At 37.6% G+C, this 25,394-nt stretch carries 29 protein-coding genes and 1 other annotated feature; of the genes, 2 read left to right on the forward strand and 27 right to left on the reverse strand.

What is annotated here, in order from left to right:
* Positions 1 to 21: 21 nt before the first annotated feature.
* Positions 22 to 903, reverse strand: coding sequence for a LysR family transcriptional regulator (locus LWE_RS09190; RefSeq protein ID WP_231845331.1), 882 nt, complete (start codon positions 901 to 903; stop codon positions 22 to 24).
* A gap of 105 nt (positions 904 to 1,008) precedes the next feature.
* On the opposite strand from LWE_RS09190, the gene LWE_RS09195 reads away from it, so the two are divergent.
* Complete coding sequence (locus tag LWE_RS09195) at positions 1,009 to 1,395, forward strand: tautomerase family protein (RefSeq protein WP_011702579.1); 387 nt, start codon at positions 1,009 to 1,011, stop codon at positions 1,393 to 1,395.
* A 19-nt stretch (positions 1,396 to 1,414) separates the two neighbouring features.
* On the forward strand, positions 1,415 to 1,732 hold the full coding sequence (locus LWE_RS09200) for a carboxymuconolactone decarboxylase family protein (RefSeq protein ID WP_011702580.1): 318 nt from the start codon (positions 1,415 to 1,417) through the stop codon (positions 1,730 to 1,732).
* A gap of 43 nt (positions 1,733 to 1,775) precedes the next feature.
* Here LWE_RS09200 and rplT read toward each other — a convergent pair whose 3' ends face one another.
* The 26 genes from rplT to fapR all read right to left on the reverse strand — a co-directional run bounded on the left by rplT (position 1,776) and on the right by fapR (position 25,284).
* Positions 1,776 to 2,135 carry a 50S ribosomal protein L20 gene (gene rplT / locus LWE_RS09205; RefSeq protein ID WP_003720097.1) on the reverse strand — a complete coding sequence of 120 codons (360 nt, stop codon included), beginning with the start codon at positions 2,133 to 2,135 and terminating at the stop codon, positions 1,776 to 1,778.
* A gap of 39 nt (positions 2,136 to 2,174) precedes the next feature.
* A complete protein-coding gene (gene rpmI, locus LWE_RS09210) occupies positions 2,175 to 2,375 on the reverse strand; it encodes a 50S ribosomal protein L35 (RefSeq protein ID WP_003720098.1) in 201 nt (66 codons plus the stop codon).
* Positions 2,376 to 2,396: 21 nt separating this feature from the next.
* On the reverse strand, positions 2,397 to 2,912 hold the full coding sequence (gene infC, locus LWE_RS09215) for a translation initiation factor IF-3 (protein WP_010958948.1): 516 nt from the start codon (positions 2,910 to 2,912) through the stop codon (positions 2,397 to 2,399).
* Between the two features lie 82 nt (positions 2,913 to 2,994).
* Positions 2,995 to 3,133 (reverse strand) — a sequence feature (ribosomal protein L20 leader region).
* A gap of 131 nt (positions 3,134 to 3,264) precedes the next feature.
* A complete protein-coding gene (locus tag LWE_RS09220) occupies positions 3,265 to 4,128 on the reverse strand; it encodes an NmrA family NAD(P)-binding protein (RefSeq protein ID WP_011702581.1) in 864 nt (287 codons plus the stop codon).
* On the reverse strand, positions 4,128 to 4,550 hold the full coding sequence (locus tag LWE_RS09225) for a MarR family winged helix-turn-helix transcriptional regulator (protein ID WP_041176363.1): 423 nt from the start codon (positions 4,548 to 4,550) through the stop codon (positions 4,128 to 4,130). Before LWE_RS09225 ends, LWE_RS09220 begins: the two co-directional genes overlap by 1 nt.
* Positions 4,551 to 4,716: 166 nt before the next feature.
* On the reverse strand, positions 4,717 to 5,061 hold the full coding sequence (rplS, locus tag LWE_RS09230; protein WP_011702583.1) for a 50S ribosomal protein L19: 345 nt from the start codon (positions 5,059 to 5,061) through the stop codon (positions 4,717 to 4,719).
* Positions 5,062 to 5,272: 211 nt separating this feature from the next.
* The gene (locus LWE_RS09235) at positions 5,273 to 5,662 is read right to left on the reverse strand and encodes a hypothetical protein (protein ID WP_011702584.1); all 390 of its coding nucleotides are present in this window, start codon (positions 5,660 to 5,662) and stop codon (positions 5,273 to 5,275) included.
* An 18-nt stretch (positions 5,663 to 5,680) separates the two neighbouring features.
* Positions 5,681 to 6,418, reverse strand: a complete 738-nt coding sequence (gene trmD / locus LWE_RS09240) for a tRNA (guanosine(37)-N1)-methyltransferase TrmD (protein ID WP_011702585.1) — start codon at positions 6,416 to 6,418, stop codon at positions 5,681 to 5,683.
* A complete protein-coding gene (gene rimM / locus LWE_RS09245; protein ID WP_041176364.1) occupies positions 6,418 to 6,936 on the reverse strand; it encodes a ribosome maturation factor RimM in 519 nt (172 codons plus the stop codon). The genes trmD and rimM overlap by 1 nt, the downstream gene beginning before the upstream one ends.
* Positions 6,937 to 6,945: 9 nt before the next feature.
* Positions 6,946 to 7,332 carry a YlqD family protein gene (locus LWE_RS09250; protein ID WP_011702587.1) on the reverse strand — a complete coding sequence of 129 codons (387 nt, stop codon included), beginning with the start codon at positions 7,330 to 7,332 and terminating at the stop codon, positions 6,946 to 6,948.
* 27 nt (positions 7,333 to 7,359) lie between these two features.
* The gene (locus LWE_RS09255) at positions 7,360 to 8,094 is read right to left on the reverse strand and encodes a gamma-glutamyl-gamma-aminobutyrate hydrolase family protein (protein ID WP_011702588.1); all 735 of its coding nucleotides are present in this window, start codon (positions 8,092 to 8,094) and stop codon (positions 7,360 to 7,362) included.
* Positions 8,095 to 8,203: 109 nt separating this feature from the next.
* Positions 8,204 to 8,434: a KH domain-containing protein gene (locus LWE_RS09260; protein ID WP_003728421.1), complete on the reverse strand. Its 231-nt coding sequence runs from the start codon at positions 8,432 to 8,434 to the stop codon at positions 8,204 to 8,206.
* A 16-nt stretch (positions 8,435 to 8,450) separates the two neighbouring features.
* Positions 8,451 to 8,723 carry a 30S ribosomal protein S16 gene (gene rpsP, locus LWE_RS09265; protein WP_003720111.1) on the reverse strand — a complete coding sequence of 91 codons (273 nt, stop codon included), beginning with the start codon at positions 8,721 to 8,723 and terminating at the stop codon, positions 8,451 to 8,453.
* A gap of 102 nt (positions 8,724 to 8,825) precedes the next feature.
* Positions 8,826 to 10,484, reverse strand: a complete 1,659-nt coding sequence (locus LWE_RS09270; protein WP_011702589.1) for a glycoside hydrolase family protein — start codon at positions 10,482 to 10,484, stop codon at positions 8,826 to 8,828.
* Between the two features lie 72 nt (positions 10,485 to 10,556).
* Positions 10,557 to 12,863, reverse strand: coding sequence for an Lmo1799 family Asp-Ala repeat surface protein (locus tag LWE_RS09275; protein WP_011702590.1), 2,307 nt, complete (start codon positions 12,861 to 12,863; stop codon positions 10,557 to 10,559).
* A 477-nt stretch (positions 12,864 to 13,340) separates the two neighbouring features.
* Positions 13,341 to 14,237: a tyrosine/lipid phosphatase LipA gene (gene lipA, locus LWE_RS09280; RefSeq protein ID WP_011702591.1), complete on the reverse strand. Its 897-nt coding sequence runs from the start codon at positions 14,235 to 14,237 to the stop codon at positions 13,341 to 13,343.
* Between the two features lie 141 nt (positions 14,238 to 14,378).
* Positions 14,379 to 15,731 (reverse strand): signal recognition particle protein, encoded by a 1,353-nt coding sequence (gene ffh, locus LWE_RS09285; protein WP_011702592.1) that lies wholly within the window; start codon positions 15,729 to 15,731, stop codon positions 14,379 to 14,381.
* 12 nt (positions 15,732 to 15,743) lie between these two features.
* Complete coding sequence (locus LWE_RS09290) at positions 15,744 to 16,076, reverse strand: putative DNA-binding protein (RefSeq protein ID WP_011702593.1); 333 nt, start codon at positions 16,074 to 16,076, stop codon at positions 15,744 to 15,746.
* Positions 16,077 to 16,189: 113 nt separating this feature from the next.
* Entirely contained in the window at positions 16,190 to 17,176 is a 987-nt protein-coding gene (gene ftsY, locus LWE_RS09295) for a signal recognition particle-docking protein FtsY (RefSeq protein WP_011702594.1), read from the reverse strand.
* 14 nt (positions 17,177 to 17,190) lie between these two features.
* The gene (smc, locus tag LWE_RS09300; protein WP_011702595.1) at positions 17,191 to 20,751 is read right to left on the reverse strand and encodes a chromosome segregation protein SMC; all 3,561 of its coding nucleotides are present in this window, start codon (positions 20,749 to 20,751) and stop codon (positions 17,191 to 17,193) included.
* A 22-nt stretch (positions 20,752 to 20,773) separates the two neighbouring features.
* On the reverse strand, positions 20,774 to 21,463 hold the full coding sequence (rnc, locus tag LWE_RS09305) for a ribonuclease III (protein ID WP_011702596.1): 690 nt from the start codon (positions 21,461 to 21,463) through the stop codon (positions 20,774 to 20,776).
* Between the two features lie 196 nt (positions 21,464 to 21,659).
* Positions 21,660 to 21,893 (reverse strand): acyl carrier protein, encoded by a 234-nt coding sequence (locus tag LWE_RS09310; RefSeq protein ID WP_011702597.1) that lies wholly within the window; start codon positions 21,891 to 21,893, stop codon positions 21,660 to 21,662.
* 106 nt (positions 21,894 to 21,999) lie between these two features.
* Positions 22,000 to 22,743 (reverse strand): 3-oxoacyl-[acyl-carrier-protein] reductase, encoded by a 744-nt coding sequence (fabG, locus tag LWE_RS09315; protein ID WP_011702598.1) that lies wholly within the window; start codon positions 22,741 to 22,743, stop codon positions 22,000 to 22,002.
* Positions 22,744 to 22,746: 3 nt separating this feature from the next.
* Positions 22,747 to 23,688, reverse strand: coding sequence for an ACP S-malonyltransferase (gene fabD / locus LWE_RS09320; protein ID WP_011702599.1), 942 nt, complete (start codon positions 23,686 to 23,688; stop codon positions 22,747 to 22,749).
* On the reverse strand, positions 23,681 to 24,694 hold the full coding sequence (gene plsX, locus LWE_RS09325) for a phosphate acyltransferase PlsX (protein ID WP_011702600.1): 1,014 nt from the start codon (positions 24,692 to 24,694) through the stop codon (positions 23,681 to 23,683). The genes fabD and plsX overlap by 8 nt, the downstream gene beginning before the upstream one ends.
* A 20-nt stretch (positions 24,695 to 24,714) precedes the next feature.
* A complete protein-coding gene (fapR, locus tag LWE_RS09330; RefSeq protein ID WP_011702601.1) occupies positions 24,715 to 25,284 on the reverse strand; it encodes a transcription factor FapR in 570 nt (189 codons plus the stop codon).
* Positions 25,285 to 25,394 lie beyond the last annotated feature (110 nt).

Below are 25,394 nucleotides of genomic sequence, written 5' to 3' on the forward strand. Positions count from 1 at the left end.
GCTTCGTGCAAACTCGTTTTTTTATGTCCTCACTAATTCAGTAATAGATTGAATGGTTTCTTTTAAATAATTGTATTCTTTTTTCTTCTTCACCATGCCATATTCCACTTGGAAATCTTTAGAAGTAAAAGGTAACACTACCACCTCATTCGTGTTTTCATCCATAATAGAACGTGGCACAATAGCAATCTGTGTTTGCAGTAAAATTTCTGGGATTAATAGTTGATTGGAACAAATGTAATGTGTTTTTAACTCCTGAAGCAAATTTGATTTTTGTAAGCTTTGTGTAAATATTTGATAACTTAAACACGTTTTGTCACCATAAATTAATGGATAGTTTAAAATATCTTTTAAATCAGTTGAGTTATTGGAGGATAGTTCATGCCCTTTTAATGCTATCAAAATAATTTCATCCTCAACTATCTTTTCAAATTCTAGTTCAGCAGGCATGTCCTTATTTTCACCACAAAAAGCACAATCAAGTTCATTGCTTTGAATAAGGTCGGTTAATCTTTTCGTATTTCCCATCTCAAATACAGCATTCATTTTGGGTTTATTTGTTTGAAGCCATTCCATTATTTGCGGTAATAGTTCTTTAGCGAGCGGTTCGATTATTCCAATTCGGATTTCTCCTATCTGCTCAGTGCCAATTTCTTCTGATACACTAGAAACGCTTTTCCAATGATCAATTAAACTATCTACTTCTTTATAAAAAAGCTCCCCTTCTTTTGTCAAAGTTGCTTTCCAACCTCTATCAAATAATGCGAAACCTACTGTCTCTTCTATTTTTTTAATATGTTTGGTTACATTCGACTGGGAATAACCTAAAAATTCTGCCGCTGTGGAGAAACCCTTTTTCTCTACAACTGCTTTAAATGTAATCAGTTCAGTAATATTCAACATGCCCACCTTCATTCCTTTTTAGAATAATTATACACCAAAACATGAATTATCGTTATTATCATTTCTATTATATACTTAAATTACTCATTAAGGAGGCGATTTTTTATGCCAATTGTAAAAATTTTTTATGGAAAAGAATTCGATGTAGAAACGGTACACAAAATCAACCTAGCTATCCATGTTTCTTTAAAGGAATGTTTTCAAGTACCTGAAGATGACACCTTCCAAATTTGGATTCCTACCAATCCAGCCTTTCATTTTATCGACGAAAATTATTTACTCACTCATGGAAAAAGAAATGATATGTTCATGTATATCGAAATTTTTTGCGGGCCTGGACGTTCTGACGATCAGAAAAAACAATTGTATGAAATGCTTGCTTTAAAAGTGGAAAGAGAAACTACTGTGACTAAACAAAATTTATTTATTTTATTAAATGAAGTTCCGCTTCAAAATTGGTCTTTTGGAGAAGGTTATGCACAAATGATTTAAAAAGAAAAGAGGATAAAAAATGGCTAATAAACCTATTGTTGAAGATTTAAGCCCTGCATTCAAAGAGCACTTTTCTAACCTATCAACTTATACAAATGATATTTTATTTAAAGAGGTATGGTTAGATGAACAATTAGATTCAAAAACTCGAAGTATTGTTACACTTAGTATTTTAGCAGCGCTTGGTAATTCAGAACAAATGACTTTTCACTTGGAGACAGCGCGGAATAATGGTGTATCGAAAAAGGAATTAACTAGTTTATGCACACATTTGGCTTTTTATATCGGCTGGCCTCAAACAATGCTACTAGTGGATAAAATACTGGTTACAGATTAGTTCATAAAAAAACCCTCACTCAAAAGAGTGAGGGTTTTTCAAATTATTTAGCTAATGCTTTTTTTGCTGAATCAGCAAGTGTGTTGAATGATGCAATATCATTTACTGCTAAGTCTGCAAGCATTTTACGATTAATATCAATACCAGCTAATTTTAAGCCGTGCATTAATTTGCTGTAAGAAAGATCTTGCATACGAGCTGCCGCATTGATACGTGCAATCCATAATCTACGGAAATCACGTTTCTTTTGACGACGATCTCTATAAGCATATTGGTAAGATTTCATTACCGCTTGGTTAGCTACTTTGAATAATAAATGTTTAGAGCCATAATACCCTTTGGCTAATTTAACTATCTTTTTACGACGTTTGCGTGTTACTGTTCCGCCTTTTACGCGTGGCATATTGTCTACCTCCTAGAATTTACAAAAATGTTGTTTCTCTTATTTCATTTTAGCGACCATTTGACGAATACGTTTGAAGTCGCCAGCTGATACCATTGCTGATTTACGCAATTTACGTTTTTGTTTTTGGGATTTGTTAGCGAACATATGGCTAGTAAAGCCGTGTCTGCGTTTTAATTTTCCAGATCCTGTTCTCTTGAAACGTTTAGCGGAACCGCGGTGGGTTTTCATTTTTGGCATGAATATTTCCTCCTCAAAACTTTACTTTTCATGAAGTGGTGCTAGGACTAAGAACATCGAACGTCCGTCCATTTTTGGTCTTTGCTCAATTGTACAAAGGTCTTCGCACGCTTTTGCAAAACGGTCAAGCACCTTCTGACCGATTTCTTTGTGTGTAATCGCACGGCCTTTAAAACGGATAGAGCATTTTACTTTATCGCCTTTTTCAAGGAATTTACGTGCATTACGTAGCTTCGTATCAAAATCGTGTTCGTCGATTGTTGGACTTAAACGAACTTCCTTCATTACGATGACTTTTTGGTTCTTACGGGCTTCTTTATCTTTCTTCTGTTGTTCAAAACGGAATTTACCGTAGTCCATAATACGAGCTACTGGCGGTTTCGCTGTTGGAGCAACAAGCACTAGATCAAGATTAGCCTTTTCAGCAATTTGAAGCGCATCGATTTTACTCTTCACGCCTAATTGTTCACCGTCTTGGTCGATCAATCTTACTTCACGTGCACGAATCCCATCGTTTACCAACATGTCTTTGCTAATGGTGAGCCACCTCCACTTAATTTTGTTACAACAAGATAGAAAATAGCTGTTCAAATCTGCGGCCTGCTAACTCGTTCGTTCAGAGGCCATAAAAAAACGGGCTGCTTTTCAGCAATCCCGCACATTCAAAATCGCGTAAGTTACGCGACGAAAGTTTGAATTTTTTGCCTGAAAACGTTCGTGTTAACGAGGCGAGAAGCGGGTTGCTTCTTCTTTCTTGTTTAATAACCTTACTTACTATATCATATGGGGTTTTTAGTGTCAAGGTGAATAGCAAATAAAATAGTTAGAAAGTATAATTGAACTCGCTGGCATAGACTTCCGCATTCTCAGCAATTTCCGTTTCTATGCTTTATAAAAACTGTTCTTTATTATCTGCCACATATTTCGCAAAAGAAATAGGCTCTCTATTTAATATTTCCTCTACAACATGTGCCACTTTTTTTGCATTACCAAGCTGAGTAATAAAATAAAGCATTACCATTACATTAACAAAATTCTTTGGTATACTTCTTCGCAACATCACTTTTCTAAATTTCCATAGTGAAGGTTTACTATAAGAAATGGGAACGCCTAATACTTCACTCATTATTTCAGCTGCTTGGTAATAAGAAATAGCTTTAGCTCCAGTAATTTCTATTTTTCGCCCTATATATTTTTCTTCGGATAAACAAACTGCCGCAACCGCTCCAATATCTCTTGTATCAATAAAACTAGTGAGTGCCTTTCCTGCCGGAACAAATAAATCATGATAATCTCTAATATCTTCCAGATGGGTTGTATTTAAATTTTGCATAAAAAAACTAGGTCTTATGAATGTATATGGCAGGTTTAAAGCTTCTATTTTTTTCTCTATTTTATTATGAGGAGTCATTGGATTTTTCTCCACGCCTATTAAAGAAACAAATACTACTTGCTTTATTTGAAGAAGCTTCACTTTTTCCAAAAATGGAAACATATCTTCTTTAGGGTTGGATAACTCAGGAGGGCGCACAAAAAATAGGCGATCTATCCCTTTCAAACAAGTTTCATAAGTTGAAGCATCTAAAAAATCAAATGCTTTCACTTCTAATTGATCAAAATGCGCTAATTTTTTCTTGGCGTTTTCTACATTATGCGCACCAACAACAAGATTAACATTCTTTTTTTTGGTAAGTGCTTCTATTAATGGATAACCTATATTTCCTGTGCCACCAATTATTAATATTGTTTCCATCAGAATTCCTCCTTATTTAATTTCATCAGTATGTTTTGTAAATTGGTAATTTCATGCTTGGTTAAAGGTTTTAAAAAAAACTTTACGATCTCGTCACTTAATTGCTGACATGCCTGAACAATATGCTTGCCATCGCTTGTCAACTGCAAATAGTATGAACGGTTATCCTCTATATTTCGCTCTTTTATTATATAACCTTTCTTTTCCAAACGTTTCACTATTCCAGATATAGTAGGTTTATCCATGTCTAAATTTTTCCCTATTTCTACTGAGGTACTTGTTTTTCCCCAACTATTATTTAATTCAACTTGGTTCATCACTGTCCATTGCTGAATCGTAATATTTTTCATCATCAATGCCTCATTTAGCTCATACTTCAATTTTTTGGAACAATTCATAAATAAATAGCCGATATTATCCATTTTCATCACCTCTATATAGTTAGTATACTAACTATATAGAGGTGAATTGTCAATTAATGTAAAGTTTAAAGTAATATTATTATGAAATCGAACTTATTTATTTTCTATACAGCTTTCAAACAAACAAAAAACCCTTGATTTCTCAAGGGTTTTAGCCGTTAAATGATTAACGAATTTCTTTAATACGAGCCGCTTTACCACGTAGGTTACGTAGGTAGTAAAGTTTTGCACGGCGTACTTTACCACGACGGATAACTTCTAATTTTGCGATACGTGGAGTATGTACTGGGAAAGTACGTTCCACACCAACACTGTTAGAAATTTTACGAACAGTGAAAGTTTCGCTGATTCCAGCTCCGCGACGTTTGATTACAACGCCTTCGAATAATTGGATACGTTCGCGAGTACCTTCGACTACTTTCGCATGTACACGTACAGTATCACCCGGACGGAAACTTGGAACATCTGGGTTTAGTTGACCTTTTGTGATTTCATCAATCAGTTTGTTCATGTTTTTCTCTCCTTCCAACAAACATTCATTCATATTAATAATGAAGCGGAATATCGTTATCAGACTGGTCTCTCCAGTCACCTTATTTAGGTTACCATAAACTAGTTTCGCTGTAAAGTTTTTTTCTTACTTTTTCTTTGATAAAAACCGGGCCAGGGTATCTATCACGCAAAAAGACTAGAAAACCAGCTATTGGTTTTCTAGTCTTTTTTTAAAATCTCGTAATTTTAATGTTAACGGCTGTTCCATATGCGAGTTGGTAGACGAGGCCGTCGACGAATTGCTCGGTAAATGAACAATGAATCAATCCATTGCCACCTGCATCTAAGGCTTTCTTTTGTAATTCTTGTAATAAATTTTCAAAGCCTATTGTTTCTAAGTATGCTTCTGGGTCGCTTTTAATTCTTGGGCGAACGCTTTTGGCGAAAACAACTGTAAGAATATCGTGATTCACGTTAATTGGTCCTGTGGAGACTTGAACATCTTGCCATTTTTGTCCAATTCGTTTTTGGTCATTTTCTTCTTGCACATAAGCTTCTCGTTCTTTTTGACGTTCGGATTTTTTTGATTCTTTTTCATCTGGGGTTCCGAAAATTGCCATTTAAAATCACGTCCTTTTTTATTTACTGTCGGACCATTCTTTGAGCCAAGTTTTTTGCTTGTCTGTTAAGGGATAGTTTTTGAGTAAATCTGGGCGGCGTTCGTAAGTTCTTTTAAGCGATTCTTTGTCACGCCATTCTTCTATCCAAGCGTGATTTCCGCTGAGTAAAATATCTGGTACTTTCATTCCTCGAAAATCGGCTGGTCGAGTATAGTGCGGATGTTCGAGTAATCCAGTCGAGAACGAATCCGTTACTGCCGAATCTTTATTACCAAGTACGCCAGGTAAAAGGCGGATAACGCTGTCCATCACAATCATTGCACCAATTTCACCACCAGTTAAAATATAATCCCCGATGGAAACTTCATCTGTTACAAGATGTTCACGAATTCGTTCATCATAGCCTTCATAATGTCCACAAATGAAGACCAAATGCTCTTCTTCAGCGAATTCTTCCGCCATTTTTTGGTCAAAGCGTTTGCCAGCTGGATCCATTAAAATGACTCTTGGCTTTGTTTCTGGTTGTTTCTCTTTGACAGCTTGAACAGCATCAAATATTGGTTGGGCTTTAAGCAACATGCCTGCCCCGCCACCATAAGGATAATCATCGACAATATGATGCTTTCCTTCTGCATATTCCCTGAAATCAGTCACTTCAACCTCGACACGCTCATTTTCGATGGCTTTTTTAATAATGGAATTACCAGTCACCCCCGAAAACATATCTGGGAAAATAGATAGAATGTCAATTTTCATTAATCTAGCAGCCCTTCCATGACTTCGATGGTGATTTTTTTGTCATTCGTGTTAATTTCTTTCACAACGTCAGCAATATACGGAATGAGTTTTTCTTTTTTGTCTGCGCCTTTTACAACCCATACATCATTAGCACCTGGTGTCAGAATTTCTATAATTTCGCCAAGTTCTTCCCCATCTGTCGTCACAACTGTACAACCAATAATTTCATGGAAGTAAAATTCATTTTCTTCCAAATCCGTCTGTTGCGTTTCTTTGATTTTAAGTACGCCTTCTTTCATCCGCTCTACTTGATGAATTCCAGTGAGTCCTTCAAACATAAGCAAATCAAAGTTTTTATGTTTACGGTGTGAGCGAATGATTAGTTTTTCTGGCTTTTTACTATTTTTTTCAAATAAGTATACAGTATTTCCTACTTGGAACCGTTCTTCAGGAAAATCCGTTGTCGCGATAACACGAATTTCTCCAATTAAACCATGGGTATTGACAATTTTTCCTACATTATACATTTTTTCCATAAGTCACCTCTAGCGTATTTCTACAATGATTCCATCTTTGACAACAATGGTTTTATCAAAAATGGATTTATCCCACTTATCTCCTACTTGTACATCAATAATTGTTTCCATTTCACGTTCGCGAATTTCACTACCAAGTTCAAGTACTTCTAATTGCTCCATTTGGAACTGGATTAGCTTCTTCTTTTCTCTACGTATTTCAAGTTCGTGGACAAAATAATCTGCTACTTGGTCTGGTTGAAATTTACTTTTTCGTTCCATTTTCTTTTGTTCAAAATGCAGTTGATCGCATTCTTGTTCTATTTGTCGTTTTTGTTCAGTATAATACTCAATCAATTCTTGTTTACTTGCTTCTGTCAGAATTTGTTTGACGACAACTTTTTGGATGATTTCCACAGGACACCTCCACTTGCGATTATGTCCTTATTTTACCATAAATTTTTTGGATTCATCTACTAATGCTTGGAATAATTGCTCACTTTCTGGATCTGTTTGGAACATTAATTCTGGATGCCACTGCACACCTAAGTACCAACTTGGTAAATTATCGCCTTCCACTGCTTCAATCATTCCATCCGCTGTTCGTGCAGTTACTTTAAAACTAGGTGCTAATTTTTTGATAAATTGGTGGTGCAGCGAATTGACTAATTTTTTATTTGGGTGATGCTTTGCAAGTTCGCTCGTAGGTTCAATATCAATTGTATGAGAGCCTAGTTGTTCATCGACGCGCTGCAAATGTTGTAGTGCCTTCGTTTCCACTTGACTTATATCTTGATAAAGTGATCCACCTAGGGCAACATTAACGAGTTGCATACCTCGACAAATCGCAAAAATGGGTTTTCCAGCATCTAAGGCTGCCCGAACTAAGGCGATTTCATAACTATCACGCGGCGGAAAATATACACCAATTTCTTGGGATGGTTCTTCTAAATAAAATTGTGGTGTAATGTCTTGCCCACCGGTTAAAAGCAAACCATCTACAAGAGAAATTGCTTGAACGGCAAGAGACGGGTCATCTATTGGTAAAGCGATAGGAAATCCGCCAACTTTTTGAATAGCATCTACATATCGCTGTTGTGTATAGGTTACGCGGTGTCCGTAAAATACGTCCACTCCTTTTACTAATCTGTTTCCTGTAATTCCAATAACTGGCTTCATCACAATTCCTCCATTTCTATTTTATTTTACAACATTTAATGAGGTAATTGCTTCTTTGATGATTCTTAAAAAAAGTTATAAAAAAACTCGCCAAATTGACGAGTTTTTGTTATTCGATAATTTCAAGACGAATCTTCTTATCGTTTTTGGAGCCAACTGCATAGACAAGAGTACGAATCGCTTTCGCAATACGACCTTGCTTACCAATCACGCGTCCCATGTCTTCTTTACTGACAGACAATTTGTAGGTTAACGATGTATCCGTTTCTTCTGGCGTGATAACAACGTCTTCCGGGTGGTCAACAAGGGGTTTCACGATTGAGAGAATGAGTTCTTCCATTCGCGCCGAGACCTCCTTATTTACCTAATTTTTGGTTATGGAATTTTTCCATGATACCTTCGCGGCTAAGAAGATTGCGAACTGTATCAGATGGTTTCGCACCATTATGCATCCATTTCAAAGTTGCTTCTTCGTCGATTTTCACTTCAACCGGATCTAGTAATGGATTATAAGTACCAATAGTTTCGATTGAACGGCCATCACGTGGGAAACGAGAATCAGCGACTACAATACGGTAGAAAGGTTTCTTTTTAGAACCAATACGTTTTAAACGAATTTTAACTGCCATAGTTTAATTACACCTCCATAAAGTCTTACACAAGTATATATATTACCAGTAAAGGAATTGTTTGTAAAGTGTTTTTTCTTTACAGAGGATATTTTTTTCATTTTATTGGACGGTTTCAGTCTCCACCCTTATTTTCCCATGTTTTAGTAGCTGATAATAACGCACATATCCGGAAATATTATGCTCCACATCATCAATTCTCACACGGAAAGATTGATGACGAATGAAGAAACTTCCTTCTATTCTAGCTGGATTTTTATAATACATCGCAAGCTCTGGATAAAAATAACCATTTAATTGATAATGTGCACGTTTAGTGATGGTTTTTTCAAGTTCTTCTATGGAATAATCAAGAAGCAAATGTTGAAGTCCCTCTTTTTCCATACGGAGAGTCATTTCTTTTGTAGCTACCGTAAGCTCTAAAAATGTGGGAAAAGTCGTTTCTCGTGCATAAATAAATGGTAGATTATCAAAAGCATTTTGAAGTCCAAATTCATAATAAGCTTCATCTGGAATATATTTCGTTATTTCATTAGCACAATAACTTAACCAATGATCATGATTTTGCCAGTAGTTATCACGAATAAAATGATTAAAGGATTTTGCGGCTGCATCTAACCATCTTGAATCACGATCAATTTCATATAAGCGAAGTAATCCAAATACAGCTTCTCCGTCATAATAAACAATCCGGAAGATATCTTTTACCTCTAAGGTTGGATACTCTAACACATGCGTGAACTTTCCATCTTTATCTTGTAAAGAAAGAATGGCATTGGCTATTTTTCGGCAAAGAGGTAGATAGGTTTTATTTCCTGTAATTTTCATATATTTTGTGAAAGCAAGTAAAGTCGCCGCTGCTCCACCTAGTTTGACTTCACGGAGTTCAGGTTCAATTAAGAAAGCTAAATCTTCTTTTTCATAAATGAAATTTTTTTGCAAGTAAGCTAACGCATTCGCTGCGGCTTCTAAAATAAATTCATCCTCTGTTAGTTCATATGCTTCTAACATCGAATAGGTTGTACTAGCGTGGCGCAAACTATTATAATGCTTGATTTTCTTATCAAAGCAAGCAAACCAGCCATAGTTGAATTCTCCCGTTGCATTTACTTGATTTGCTAGATATCTTCCAGCATTTCCGACTAATTCAGCTACTATTTCAGGTTTCAATAGTGTTGTTTTTCTACGTCCATGATTCCATTCAGTTGTTTCTAACTCATGAATTTTTTTCCCATCAAAAAACCAACCTAGTGTATCAAACGTTACAATGTTTGAGTCTGTAGTTAAATTTAACTGCGCTTGGTTTTTATTAGATTGCATTAAGTATCTATTCATATTTTCAATGTTGATAGCTAGTCCCTCATCTGCTGGCAAAAGGATAGCATTCGCATTAATTTCCTGTTCCATTAAAGCCATTTTAAAATTTTCGTTTAAAGCAATACCCCGTCGATAATAATTTTTCTTTGTTTTTAAAGCTTTTCTATTCCATTCTCCCAAATTTTCTAATTGGTAGTTCACTGCAATATCCATTTTAAAGGAAATGGCTTCGTCGGTTTGATTTTTCAATGCACTTTTTTTCATTTCATTAATTAAATTTGCTAAACAAAGATAACTAAAATTAATTACTGTAGCTCGTTTATTTTTATAGCCAATTGTTAAAAAGCCATGCCATTTCCCGTTGTATGTAGCATGTTCTTCTGCTTCTGTCATTTGATCAATAATTTTATTTTCAAGTTCATCTAATATACCTCTCCAAGGCATATGTACCACTCCTTTTATAATATCCCTGCCGCTAATAGGTACTTAGCGACAGGGACGCAATATTTTGTGGCTTTATTTACGGAAAAGACGTAATAAAAACGCGCCAGCTATTGAGAAGAGCCCTAGTCCAACCCAAGGAAGACTACTACTTGTATCGCCTGTTGAAGGAAGATCGTTTGAGGATAAGGTCGATACACTACCATCAGCGTTATAACCTGATGCAAGCATAGTTCCTCCTCCATTTGCACTCATATTTGCTGTAGAAACTTGAGTCCCACCATTCGAGGTCCCAGTTGTTCCGGTTGTTCCACCATTGTTCGGACTACTTGATACTCCACCATCTGCGTCGGCATCGGCGTCAGCATCCGCATCCGCATCAGCATCGGCGTCAGCATCCGCGTCAGCATCGGCATCGGCATCTGAATCTACTAGAGGTAATACAGTTACTGAAACTGCATCACTTGTTTTTACTTCTTCACCATACTTAGCTGATACTTGAACACGAATCACATCTCCAGCTTTTAAATTATAATTAGGAATATTTACTTTATAGGTTCCGTCTGCATTGATTAATACATTGCCAATCACAGTTCCATCTGGAAGCGTCAAATTAATATAGAAAACTGTTCCAGCTGGAGCATCTGCTTGTAATGATTTTAAAAGAGTGTTCATATTAAGATTTCTATAATTGGATTTACCAGTAATAGTTTTTGTTCCTTCATAAATTGGATTTACTGTTGGTTTTTCAACTAGGAAATCTCTCCAGTCGATATCTACGTCGGCATCAGCATCAGCATCGGCGTCAGCATCCGCATCGGCGTCAGCATCCGCATCCGCATCAGCGTCCGCATCCGCGTCGGCATCCGCATCAGCATCAGCGTCAGCATCGGCGTCAGCGTCGGCATCTGCATCAGCGTCGGCGTCAGCGTCCGCATCGGCATCAGCATCCGCATCAGCGTCGGCGTCAGCATCCGCATCCGCATCCGCATCAGCGTCAGCATCGGCATCAGCGTCCGCATCGGCGTCAGCATCAGCATCGGCATCAGCGTCAGCATCAGCATCGGCATCCGCATCAGCGTCCGCATCCGCGTCGGCATCCGCATCGGCGTCAGCATCGGCATCAGCGTCAGCATCGGCATCGGCATCCGCATCAGCGTCAGCGTCAGCATCCGCATCGGCATCAGCGTCAGCATCGGCATCAGCGTCGGCATCCGCATCGGCGTCAGCATCCGCATCGGCGTCGGCGTCGGCATCCGCATCGGCATCGGCGTCAGCATCGGCATCAGCATCCGCATCCGCATCAGCGTCAGCATCGGCATCAGCGTCGGCATCCGCATCGGCGTCAGCATCCGCATCGGCATCGGCGTCCGCATCGGCATCAGCATCAGCGTCGGCATCCGCATCAGCGTCAGCATCAGCATCCGCATCGGCATCGGCATCCGCATCCGCATCGGCATCGGCATCAGCGTCAGCATCAGCGTCGGCGTCAGCATCAGCGTCCGCATCCGCATCCGCATCCGCGTCAGCATCGGCATCAGCGTCCGCATCGGCGTCAGCATCCGCATCCGCGTCAGCATCGGCATCGGCGTCAGCGTCAGCGTCAGCATCTGCATCAGCGTCAGCATCAGCATCAGCGTCAGCATCAGCATCCGCATCCGCATCGGCGTCAGCATCCGCATCTGCATCCGCATCCGCATCCCCAACATCCGTCGTTATAAACCCTCGAGCCGCATTACTATTCAACAAATCCACATCTAATAATCCATCACCAGTTCTAGCAGCAAAATCTAATTTCCCATCATTTGCACTAGGAAGCGCAGTAACACCAAGAGCTAATAAGTCAATTGTTAATGTAAAGGTAGATACACTTCCTACCCCAACTCCAAGCAGGTGGTTTACTTTTGCTCCCAATGCATTTCTGCTTGGATCAATAAAGAAATTACTTGAACTGCTCCCATTTACAGTCCCTTGATTGAATAATCCAATATTCCCTACTCCTAGATAAGCAATTTTATAATCGATTTTTGTATTTGCTCTAATATTAGGATTACTCAGAATAGAAGATAGCTCTGTTGGTAATTCAAAATATGGATAGTAAGTAGATACTGCACTAGCACTAACTAATTGATTCCCAGATAATGTAATCACTAATTTCCCGTTTGCATATTGAGTATTCAAATTGGAATTTCCTAGTAAATCAATGGTTGCGGCATCCGCTTGAACCCCACTAAGTGCAAATTTGTGATTAAAAGAATCATAATTCACAGTGACAGGTGCTACCATCATGGTTGTTGTTGTAATTAAGGCAGCAATTAATTTCGCCTTTTGCGCTCGCTTTTGATCCAATCTTCTTTTATAATCTACATTCTTTTTTTTCATCATTTTTCCCCCTTGAAAATCAATTGTTCTTGATTTTGAAAAATAACTGAAAATAGAATAAAGGTATTAAATTATGTTTTATTAATAAGCTAACTATTAAGTATCCCCTGAACCTCTATTCAATATCAGATTAAAATCATTTTCGCACATGCTCCTCCTTTCTTTTGGAACCTATCATTAGTTGTTATAACCCGTTAGATAACTTTACTATATAGCATATTTTTAAAAATTAAAGTAAAAAGTACTAGAAAAGAAAAATACTTCAATTCAAACCTATTAGTCTAAAAGTTATACAAATATGCGTATTTAAGGCTTACATTTAAACTTTAGTACCGTTTTATAGTAGGTAAATATATCTACTAAAGTCAACTTTACATGAATTGTCTTGCAATTGTATACAAATGATTTCTGAATGGTTCTTCACTTCGATTCTATTTGTACGCAAAAAAATAGCCCTTCTTCAGAGGGCTACCTTTTTTAGTAAAGATATATTTTTTTTAGTTGTTCTTTTTTGCTTTCAGTTAAATCAAGTTTTTGTTCTAAAAAATGATCCATCGAACCATATTTAGTATTAATTTCATCAAAAGCTGCATTGATATAAGATTCACGAACTTCCATTACTGCTGTCATTCCTTCGATAACTTTTTTGTTATTAGTTTTAGCAGCAACTGCTTGGATTGCTTTTTCGTTTTCGGCTGCACGGTATTTATTTGATAACATATAATCCTCAATTACAGTATTTTTATCTACACCTAATGCCGAGAGTACGAGTGCTGTTCCAAATCCCGCTCGGTCTTTTCCCGCGGTACAGTGCCAGAGAACAGAGCCATCTTTATTTTCTAATAGTACATTAAAAAAATCTTTGTATGCTTGAATGGAAGTATCATCTGTCACAAAACTTTTATTAGCATTAATTAAAAAGGTTTCTGGATTATCCATTTTCGCTAAACTTGCTGTTAAATCTTGTGTACTTGTTGACGCACCATTATCTTTCATCACAGAATCATGTGTGTACTTGACACCCTTAAGCTCTGGATCTGGTTTGGTTTTTACTTCTGTATTGGTTCTAAAATCAACTATATGGGAAAGTTTATAAGTATTGATGAGTTTTTTCTTATCGGAATCACTTAACGCTTCAAGCTCAGCGCTTCTAATTAATTTGTGTGGTTTAATTGTTAAGCCGTCTGTCGTTTTATAACCACCTAAATCACGGACATTAACAGCTCCTTGTAGTTTTATTTGGTTACCAGGTTGGAGCGTTTTTTCGGTTTTAACATTCGCTTCTGCTTTATCTTCTGACTGACTACCACATCCCCCAAGTAATAATGTTGCACTTAAAACCCCTGCTCCTGTTACTTTAACCCACTTCTTCATTCTTTCTCCTCCTTTTGTAAGCTTAATTTTCATTATAGCGATGGAATTTATTGATTGAATGAAGGGTTTGTAAAGATAAGATATGCAAGATGTTAATGTATAAAAAAAAGCCAAAACCGAACTTCGGTTTTGGCTTTTAAATTAAAATGGCATTTTGAAATTGCCAAATGGGTTTTTGCCTTTTTTACCTTTTCCTCCGCCAGTCATTTGCTTCATCATTTTTTTCATTTCAGCAAATTGTTTTAGAAGACGATTAATTTCTTGAATTGGACGACCACTACCACGAGCAATCCGTTTTCTTCTGCTTGCATTGATGATATCTGGGTTATCTTTTTCATTTTTGGTCATTGATTTGATAATTGCTTCGATATGGCCAAGTTGTTTATCATCTACTTGCATATTGTCAAGGCCTTTCATTTTGTTTGCCCCGGGCATCATTTTAAGTAGTTCATCTAGTGGTCCCATTTGTTTTACTTGTTGTAATTGTTCTAGGAAGTCATCTAGTGTCATACTATTGTCTTTCATTTTTTGTTCCATGGCTTTCATTTTTTCTGCGTCTACATCGGTTTGTGCTTTTTCAATAAGCGAAAGCACATCTCCCATGCCGAGAATTCTGGAAGCCATACGATCTGGATGGAAAGTTTCGATTGCTTCCATTTTTTCACCAGTGGCAACGAATTTGATTGGTTTCCCTGTAACTGAACGGATAGAAAGTGCTGCTCCACCACGTGTATCGCCGTCTAGTTTTGTTAATACAACACCAGTAATTTCTAATTGTTCGTTGAAGCTTTGCGCTACGTTTACTGCGTCTTGTCCAGTCATCGAATCGACTACAAGTAAAATTTCCGTTGGTGTAGCGATTTCTTTCACTTGTTTTAACTCATCCATTAACGTTTCGTCAATATGAAGACGACCAGCTGTATCGATAATGACATAATCTAAATGTTCTTCTTTAGCCTTAGCAATAGCTTGTTTGGCGATTTCTACTGGGCTCACTTGATCACCTAGAGAAAAAACTGGCATATCTAATTGCTTGCCTAATGTTTCTAGTTGTTTAATGGCTGCAGGTCGGTAAATATCCGCTGCAACAAGTAACGGTTTACGATTATATTTTTTGCGTAATAAATTAGCAAGTTTACCGGATGTGGTTGTTTTACCAGCTCCTTGTAAACCTACCATCATAATCACTGTTGGTGGGCGGTCTGCTGTTCCAATCTTGCTTTCTTCGCCACCCATTAAACTTGTTAATTCTTCTTGAACGATTTTAATAACTTGTTGACCAGGTGTTAAACTTTTCATAACGTCCGCGCCAACAGCACGTTCGCTTACTGTTTTAATAAATTGTTTAACCACTTTAAAGTTAACATCAGCTTCGAGTAAAGCAAGACGAACTTCACGCATCATTTCTTTTACGTCTGCTTCGTTTACCTTCCCTTTACCGCGAATTTTGTTCATTGTTTCTTGGAGTCTTCCAGCTAGTCCTTCAAATGCCATGATTCTGGCCTCCTAATCGATATTTTTAAGCTGTTCAAGCGTATCTTTCACTTGCTCGTCCAGAAAATTCTTCTTCGTTAATTGTGCTTCTAATTCACTGAAAAGTTTTTCACGTTGTTGATATTTTTTGAGCATTCCTAGTTTTTCTTCGTATTTTTCTAAGCTTTCTTCAGTTCTTTTAATATTATCATAAATGGCTTGTCTGCTCACTTCAAATTCTTCGGCAATTTCGCCCAGGGAGTAATCATCTAGGTAATAAAAAGAAACATAGGCTTTTTGTTTAGTTGTTAGTAATTCTTGATAAAAATCAAACAATAAATTCATTCGGTTTGTCTTCTCAAACAAGGCATTTCACCTCTCTCCTTTTTAAAGGATACGGGGAAATCGCGGGAATGTCAAGGAAGGTTAAACAAAAGAGAAAAAAGCCAGAATGACAAGCATCATTCGGCTTTCTCTGATTATTTTTCGTTATCAACCATATCAGCAAATAAGCCATAAACATATTCATTTGCATCAAAGGCTTGTAAGTCGTCCATTTGTTCCCCAAGACCAACAAATTTTACTGGAATATCAAGTTCATTGCGGATAGCGATAACAATTCCACCTTTTGCAGTTCCATCTAGTTTAGTTAAAATAATCCCGGTTACGTCCGTTGTTTCTTTAAATTGTTTGGCTTGAACGAACGCGTTTTGACCGGTTGTCGCATCAAGTACTAGTAAAACTTCATGTGGCGCATTTGGAATTTCCCGTGTAATAACACGTTTTACTTTTTCAAGTTCGTTCATAAGATTGACTTTATTTTGCAGTCGGCCAGCTGTGTCACAAAGTAAAATATCTGCTTTTCTTGCTTTTGCAGCTTGAACAGCATCAAACATAACTGCCGCAGGGTCGCTCCCCTCGGCTTGTTTAATCACATCCACACCCGTTCGCTCGCCCCAGACTTCTAGTTGGTCAATCGCGCCAGCTCGGAACGTATCACCAGCTGCTAACATCACTTTTTTACCTTCTTGTTTAAAACGATGTGCCATTTTGCCAATAGAGGTCGTTTTACCAACACCATTCACTCCAACAAATAAAATAACAGTTAGACCGTTTTCTTCGATGTTTAGTGTTTCGTCTTCATTTTCGTCGCCTTGATAAATATCGACTAACTTCTCGACAATAACTTCTTGGACATCTTTCGGATCGCTAATATTTCTAAGTTGCACTTCACGTCGTAGTGCATCGACTAGTTCCATAACCGTTTCAAAACCAACATCTGCTCCAATAAGAATTTCTTCTAATTCTTCAAAGAAATCTTCATCTACTTTACGATAACGAGCGACCATTTCATTGATTTTCCCGGAAAAGTTACCGCGAGTTTTGGATAAGCCATCTTTAAATTTTCCAGAAACAGCATCGGTTTGCTGGGTAATTTTATCTTTTAATTTTTTAAAAAAGGTCATTTTGTCTACTCCTTTTATTTAATAAGTTCGGCTGTTTCTTCTAAGCGAACCGAAACTAGTTTGGAAACGCCGGATTCTTGCATAGTGACGCCGTATAATACATCTGCTTCTTCCATTGTTCCTTTTCGGTGCGTGATAACGATAAATTGAGTGCCTGATTCAAATTGTTTTAAATAGCGGCTAAAACGCGTCACATTAGCTTCATCTAGGGCTGCTTCCACTTCATCCAAAATACAAAATGGTACTGGACGAACGCGAATGATAGCGAATAGTAAAGCAATCGCGGTTAACGCACGTTCTCCACCGGATCGTAGTGATAAGTTTTGTAATTTTTTCCCAGGTGGCTGAACGACAATATCAATCCCTGTAGTCAGTAAATTTTCCGGATCAAGTAGGACAAGTTCTGCGCTACCACCACCAAATAATTCTGGGAAAACAATCGCAAATTCTGTTTTAATTGCTTCAAAGCTTTCGCTGAAACGGATTTTCATTTCTTCATCCATCTCATCCATCACTTTAAATAGGGTTTCTTTCGCAGCTAAAAGATCCGCTTGTTGACCAGTTAAGAAGTCAAAACGTTCTTGAATGCGGTCGAATTCTTCGATAGCGCCAATATTAACGATACCTAGCTCATCAATCGAGCGTTTTAATAAGCGAACTTTCGAACGAGCCTGTTCCGTGTCCACTTCCGGCAAGATTTTTTCTTCTGCTTGCTCTGGTGTTAATAAATAAGCTTCTTGTAAACGATCAATTCGGTTAGATATATCTACTTCCAAACGACCAATACTAATCTCAGCATTATTTTTTTGTTCCACATAAAAACTAATTTGGTTATTTTTTTGCGTTAACTCGGCTTCTAATAGTTCGATTTTTTCTTGAAGTGCTGCACGAGTATGTCTTGTTTGATTTAGTTTTTCGCTTGTTTCAGCTTTTGCTTTGCGTAGTTCTTCAATAGATTTTCTGGCAGTTTCTTCACTTGTATGAACACTCGTTAAGTTTGTTTTCAAGGAAGCTAATTTTTGCTCCGCTGCTTCTTTTTGTTCATAGTTCTCATATAACGTTGTTGTCACGCGGTCCACTGCTTCCACTGCTGATTGTAACTGCTCTTTTTTAGCGGCAATTTGTGCTTTTAAGGAGGATAAACCTTCTAAATCAGCTGACCTTTTACTTTCTAATGCCTTGCTCGAGCTTGTCATTTCTTTGATTTCTTCATCTGTTGCTTCGATTTTTTTCATAGTAGCTGTTTGCTCTTGTTGTAAAGCTTCTTTGCGTTCTAGTAATGTATTTAATTCTTCACTGCCATCTGCCTTTTCAATATCATAAAGTTGTAATTGCTTATTAAAACGATCTAGATTTTCTGTTTCTCGGTCTAATTTTCCAAGCAATTCTTTTTCTTGTAAACGTAAATTTTCACCGATAACACGTGTTTCTTCCAGTTCTTCTCGTTTTTTAGTCATGCTATCTTTGGCAAGTTGAACTGCTGATTCAAGTTCTCGTGTAGATTCATTTAATTCGGCAATTTTTTCAGCTAATTGGCCTAATTCATGTTTTCTTGTTAAGATAGACGATTTTCCGCCTTTAGTTGCGCCACCAGTCATAGATCCACCGGCATTTACCACGTCACCTTCAAGTGTCACAATGCGATATCTAAAATTTACTAGGCGCGCTAAAGTATTTGCTCCTTTTAGATCTTTTGCTAAAATGGTTGTACCAAGCGCATTTAGAATTACTGGGGAAACTCTTTCATCAAAAGAAATTACTTCGCTAGCAAGTGCAATAAAAGCCGGTTGGTTATTTAGCGCATTTTTTGTTGCTGCCGGAAGTTCTCTTGGTTGAATCGTTGAGAGCGGTAAAAATGTGGCACGACCACTTTTCGTTTTCTTTAAAAAACTGATTGCTTCGCGAGCAACACGGTCATCTTCTACCACCACGTTTTGTGCACTTGCACCAAGCGCGGTTTCCATTGCTTGTTGATATTTCGCTGGAATGTCAATAAGTTCTACTAAAGCCCCCAAAATACCTGGAATTTCTTTTTTTGCCTTTAATACTTCTCGTACACCTTGGAAAAATCCCGCATAATCATCTGCTAATTCTTCTAATGTGTCTTTCCGAGATTTCATTTGTTGTACTGTTTCATAATGTTTATATAAGGCACGCTCTTGTGTTTCAAATACAGCTTCTTGTTTTGCTAAAGTTTGTTGCACTTCTCGGTAAATTTCCATTTGTTCTTTTAGTTCATTTTGGATATTCGTTAGATGTGTTTTTGTAGTGTCGATTTGAGCTAGCATATCTTTTCTTTCATCCACATGCTGGCTATTTTCTAAATCTAATTTATCAATTCGACCAGTAATTTGACCAATTTGGCGTTCAATATAGCCTAAATCATTATTAATGGTAGTTTGTGTATGGCGTAAATCAATGTAATCACTTTTACGACTTTCAATGGCTTCTTCGGATAAATCATCATATTTTGCGAGTGTTACTTCTAATTCTTTTTTTGATTTTATCGCGATTTCAAGTGCAGTTTCTTTTTCGATTTTTGCATTTGTTAATAATTCTTTTTGTTCTTCAAGAGCAGTAATTTTTTCAGTAATAGTCGCTAAAGTTTCTGCATATACTTGTTCGTTTTCACTACTGTGTTTTTTACGTTCTAAATGAAGATTTCGTTCTCCTTCTAGTTGTTCCAATTTTTCGGTTTCTACTAAAAGGCGCTCTTGCAAACTTTCAAGCGCAATATCCGCTTCATTCAACATCTGTTTTTCATGGGAAATAACTGCTTCTTCTGCATGTAATTCTTCACGTAACTTAATTAAAACGGTTTGATTTTCACCAAATTCTTGACGGACTTCGGCTAGTTTGGTTGTCAGGGAACTGATTTCACTTGCCAGTAATGTCACTTCGTATTTTTCCAATTCTTCTTGTTGGAATAAATAATCTTTGGCAATGGAAGCTTGCATTTCAAGAGGCTCTAATTGCCCCTCTAATTCATACAATATGTCTTGTACCCGATTTAAATTTTCTTCGGTTTCAAATAATTTATTTTCTGCTTGTTTTTTCCGATGCTTATATTTCAACACACCAGCGGCCTCTTCAAATATCGAGCGGCGTTCTTCTGGCTTACTATTTAAAATTTCATCAATTTTCCCTTGCGAAATAATCGAAAAGGATTCTCTTCCAAGTCCAGAATCCATAAATAAATCGACAATATCCTTCAGTCGACAATTCTCTTTATTAATCAAAAATTCACTATCACCATTGCGATAAATACGTCTAGTAACAGCTACTTCGCTATAATCAAGTGGTAAAAAATGGTCTTCATTCTCAAGAACAAGTGATACTTCCGCAAAATTAATAGGTTTACGTGTATCACTTCCTGCGAAAATAACATCTCCCATTCGGCCACCACGGAGCGATTTAGCGGACTGCTCGCCAAGAACCCAGCGGATAGCTTCAGTAATATTACTTTTTCCACTGCCATTTGGCCCTACAACTGCAGTCATGCCGGGCACGAAATCTATCGCAACTTTATCAGCAAAAGATTTAAAGCCATTCATTTCTAATCGTTTTAATAACATGTCCGGACACCTCCATTTTTGTTTATCTGTGTGTTAGTTGATTAATCGCAAATTGTGCCGCACTTTGTTCTGCTTGTTTTTTTGTTCTACCGCTGCCTTTTCCAAGTACTTGTCCGTTAACAATTACTTGTGCGTCAAATGCTTTGTTGTGCGCTGGTCCTGTTTCACCAAGAATATCATATTCGATTAAAACATCCCGGTCCCGTTGAACAATTTCTTGTAGTTGCGTTTTATAATCGACCGTTTGCAAATATTCTCCTGCATCAATCTTTGGAAAAATAACGCGCTCTAAAAAAGTAACTACTTTATCAATACCATTATCTAAATAAAGTGCCCCAATAAACGATTCAAATACATCAGCAAGGAGCGCTGGACGAGTTCTACCTCCTGCTTTTTCTTCCCCTTTACCAAGACGAATATATTTTGAAAAGTGAATTGCTTCTGCAAACTCCACTAAAGATGGTTCACAAACAATCGCTGCACGCATTTTTGTCATATGTCCTTCTGCCATATCTGGATATTTATTAAAAAGATAATTAGATACAGTGAGCTCCAGAACTGCATCACCAAGAAATTCTAAGCGTTCATTATCTTTCACATTTTCCCGGCGATGTTCATTCACGTATGAGGAATGCGTAAATGCTTGTTTTAATAATTCTACATCTTGAAAATCAAAACCGACACTTTCTTGTAATTCTTCCCATTGATTCATTTCACTTGCCCCTCTCTTTACTAAATAAGCAAGTTCATTTTCTAAACAGCCACGAACAAAGCTGCTTAGAAAATGAACCAACAAATCTCCTTAACCTTGAAAAAGAGGATACCTATACTACTTATCTCACGTGCGGAAGTTACCACAGCGAAGATAAGTAACACGGGCACCCTCATTTATCCGGTCACATAAAGTTTTATGCGTTTTCCTCTATGTACTTCACTGCATCACCAACTGTGTTAATGTTCGCAGCGTCGTCATCAGAGATTTCAACTCCGAACTCGTCTTCAAGTTCCATAACTAATTCAACAACGTCTAGGGAATCTGCACCTAGATCATCTTTGAAGGAAGCTTCTAAAGTTACTTTGGATTCCTCGACACCTAAACGGTCTACGATGATTTTTGTAACTTTTTCTAATACTTCTGCCATTTTTCACTTCACCTCCCTCCAAGTATTATATAGGATTATTTCTCCTACGTAAACAAAAATATTTAAAGTAATGCGAGCCAAGTTAATTCGCATTCGTTAACCCTTTTTACATTACCATTCCGCCATCAACAGATAGAGTTTGACCAGTAATATACTTTGATGCGTCGCTTGCTAAGAAAAGGACGGCATTCGCAATATCTTCCGTTGTTCCATAAGCACCCAATGGAATTTGCGCTAACATAGCTTCTTTTGTTTTTTCGTCTAATTTGTCGGTCATTTCTGTTGTGATAAAGCCTGGAGCGACCGCATTAACATTAATTCCACGTGGAGCTAATTCACGAGCAGTGGTTTTTGTTAGCCCAATAACTCCTGCTTTACTTGCTACATAATTTGCTTGTCCAGCATTACCAATTAATCCAACGACAGATGCCATATTAATGATTTTACCAGCACGTTGTTTCATCATGGTCCGTGTCACTGCTTTTGTACAAAGGAAAGTACCTTTTAGGTTGATGTTAATCACGTCATCCCATTCGTCTTCTTTCATACGCATTAATAAATTATCTCGAGTAATTCCCGCATTATTCACTAGAATGTCGACACGGCCAAAACGCTCTATGGCTTGTTTAAAAAACGCATCTACATCTTCTGCGATTGCTACATTTGCTTTCATCGCTTCTACTTCCACACCTTCTGCAGCAACAAGTTTAGCTGTTTCTTCCGCTGCTTCTGGGCTGCCGTTATAGTTGAAGAAAATATTTGCTCCTTCTTTCGCTAATTTGATGGCAATATCACGACCGATTCCGCGTGAAGCACCAGTTACTACAGCTACTTTTCCTTGTAAAGTCATAGGTTATTCTCCTTTTAATGTTTCCGCAACGCTTTTCACTGATTCCACATCACCTGCAGATAATACGGTAACATCACGATTTATTTTTTTAATCAGACCAGCTAATACTTTACCAGAACCTATTTCCACAAAAGTATCTACGCCGTTTTCAATAAGCTCTTCTACGATATCTTCCCATAAAACAGGGGAATAGATTTGTTTAATTAGTTTATCGCTAATTTCAGCTTTATCGGTTGTTTGTTTGGCATCTACATTGTTCACAATTGGGATTTTACCATCAGCGATTTCTACTTCTGCTAAAATGTCACGGAAAGCAAGTGCAGCTGGTTCCATTAAGCTAGAATGGAATGGTCCGCTAACTGCAAGAGGTAATACACGTTTCGCTCCATTTGCTTTTGCTTTTTCGCCTGCTTTTTCAACGCCAGTAGTTGTTCCAGAAATAACGATTTGTCCTGGACAATTGAGGTTTGCTAGTTGAACTGCATCCCCTGCTTTTGTTACTTCTTCTGTGATTTCTTTTAATGCTTCCCGGTCTACACCGAGAACCGCAGCCATTGCGCCAGCACCATTTGGTACAGCTTTTTCCATTAATTCACCGCGCTTACGAACAAGATAAATGGCATCACTTGCTTCTAAAAATCCGCCTGCAACAAGCGCGCTATATTCACCAAGACTGTGTCCAGCTACGTAATCTGCTTTCACACCATATGTTTCTAATGCGCGTAAAATTGCTACACTTGTGGAAACGAGCGCCGGTTGAGCATTTTCAGATTTGGTTAATAGTTCCATTGGTCCTTCTGTAATGATGTCTGTGATGGAAAAACCTAATCTTTCATCAGCGTCATCATAGATTTTTTTTGCTTCAGGATATGCTGCTGCTACATCTTGCCCCATGCCAATCTTTTGTGCTCCTTGACCAGGAAATACGAATGCGATTTTAGTCATTTGCTTCTGTTCCTCCTACTTTTACTTTATCTACTTCTGCTTTAATTGTTTCAACGACTTGTTTTTCAACCATTTCACGTACTTGACGGATAGTGGTGAAAATACCGTTTGCATTAGATGATCCATGTGCTTTTACGACTGGTGCTTGAACACCGAATAAGCATGCGCCACCGTATTCACTGTAATCCATTTTTGCTTTAAGTTCCATTAAATCTTTTTTCAAGAAACTTGCTGCAACTTTATTTTTAAAACCATTGAGTAAGCTCATTTTTAACATACTTAGGAAAGCGGCTCCTGTTCCTTCGATGGATTTGAGTACCATGTTACCTGTAAATCCATCTGTCACAACCACATCTGCTACATCCATTAATAAATCACGCGCTTCGATGTTGCCGATAAATTCATACGCATCTTGGTTTTTCATTAGTTCAAATGATTTTTTCGTTAAATCGTTTCCTTTTGTTTCTTCTGTGCCGATGTTTAAAAGAGCTACACGTGGACGATCAATTTTACGCACTTTTTCCGCATAAACTGATCCCATTAAACCAAATTGCAATAAATGTTCTGGTTTTGCTTCTGCATTTGCACCTAAATCAAGCATAACAAAACCTTTTCCTGTAACGGTTGGAAGCGTTGGTGCAAGGGCTGGACGGTCAATTCCTTTAATTCGTCCGATAACAAAAAGTCCAGTAGACATAAGTGCACCTGTATTACCAGCTGAAATACATGCGTCTGCTTCTCCATCTTTTACCGCTTGAGCAGCGAGAACCATGGATGCTTTTTTCTTCCGTTTGACAGCACGAACTGGTTCATCGTCACTTTCAATTTTTTCATCGGTATGTATGATTTTCACGCGTGTTTTATCTGTTAAATATTCATTTATTTTGGTTTCGTCTCCAAAAAGAAGAATTTCAATATCTTTATATTGGGCAACAGCTTTCATAACACCTAAAACAATTTCTTTTGGTGCATGATCTCCACCCATCGCATCTACAGCAATTTTCATTATACGTCAGTCCTTTATTTTCATTTTTGCGTTGCGTGATACATTTCAAACTTACCTTTGAGTACAAGTTCATCTCCAACATAGCTTTTTACATCTACTATTGTGATGGCTCTGTTGTCAGTTGCTGGACGTACTTTTGCTTTTGCAATGATGCGTTCGCCTTCGTTTACAGAACGGACAAAGCGAACGGTTGCTTGAGTAGTTAAAGCAAGCTCATTTGGAATGACTGCGGTTGCTAAGGAATTAGCTTGGGCAAATAAATGATGCCCTCGAGCGATTTTATTTCGTTTAAAAACATGCTCACTTCGCACGTCAAAAATGGAAATTGCACTCTTGCTAAGTTGGATATCAATAATTTCACCAATCACTTCATCAATGGGAAGACTTTTAACCGCGTCGGCATAATTGACACTCGCAACATGTTTGATTCGCTCTCTGAGTTCAGGAATAGAAAGTGCTACTCGGTCTAAACGAATGGTTTGCACACTAACCCCAAACTTTTCTGCAAGCTGCTCATCTGTTATGAAAGGATTTTCTTCAATAGCAACTTGAAGTTTCATTTGTCGATCCTTTTTAGAATATTTTTTCATGCACGATTCCTCATCTCTTTTTTTGTGAAAGGTATTAACACCAGCTACTAAACACTGGCTAAAAAAAGGAAGTTACCTCTGTTTAGATAAGCTTCAGAACTTCCCAGTAT

This window comes from Listeria welshimeri serovar 6b str. SLCC5334, assembly GCF_000060285.1.
Taxonomy (GTDB): Bacteria; Bacillota; Bacilli; order Lactobacillales; family Listeriaceae; genus Listeria; species Listeria welshimeri.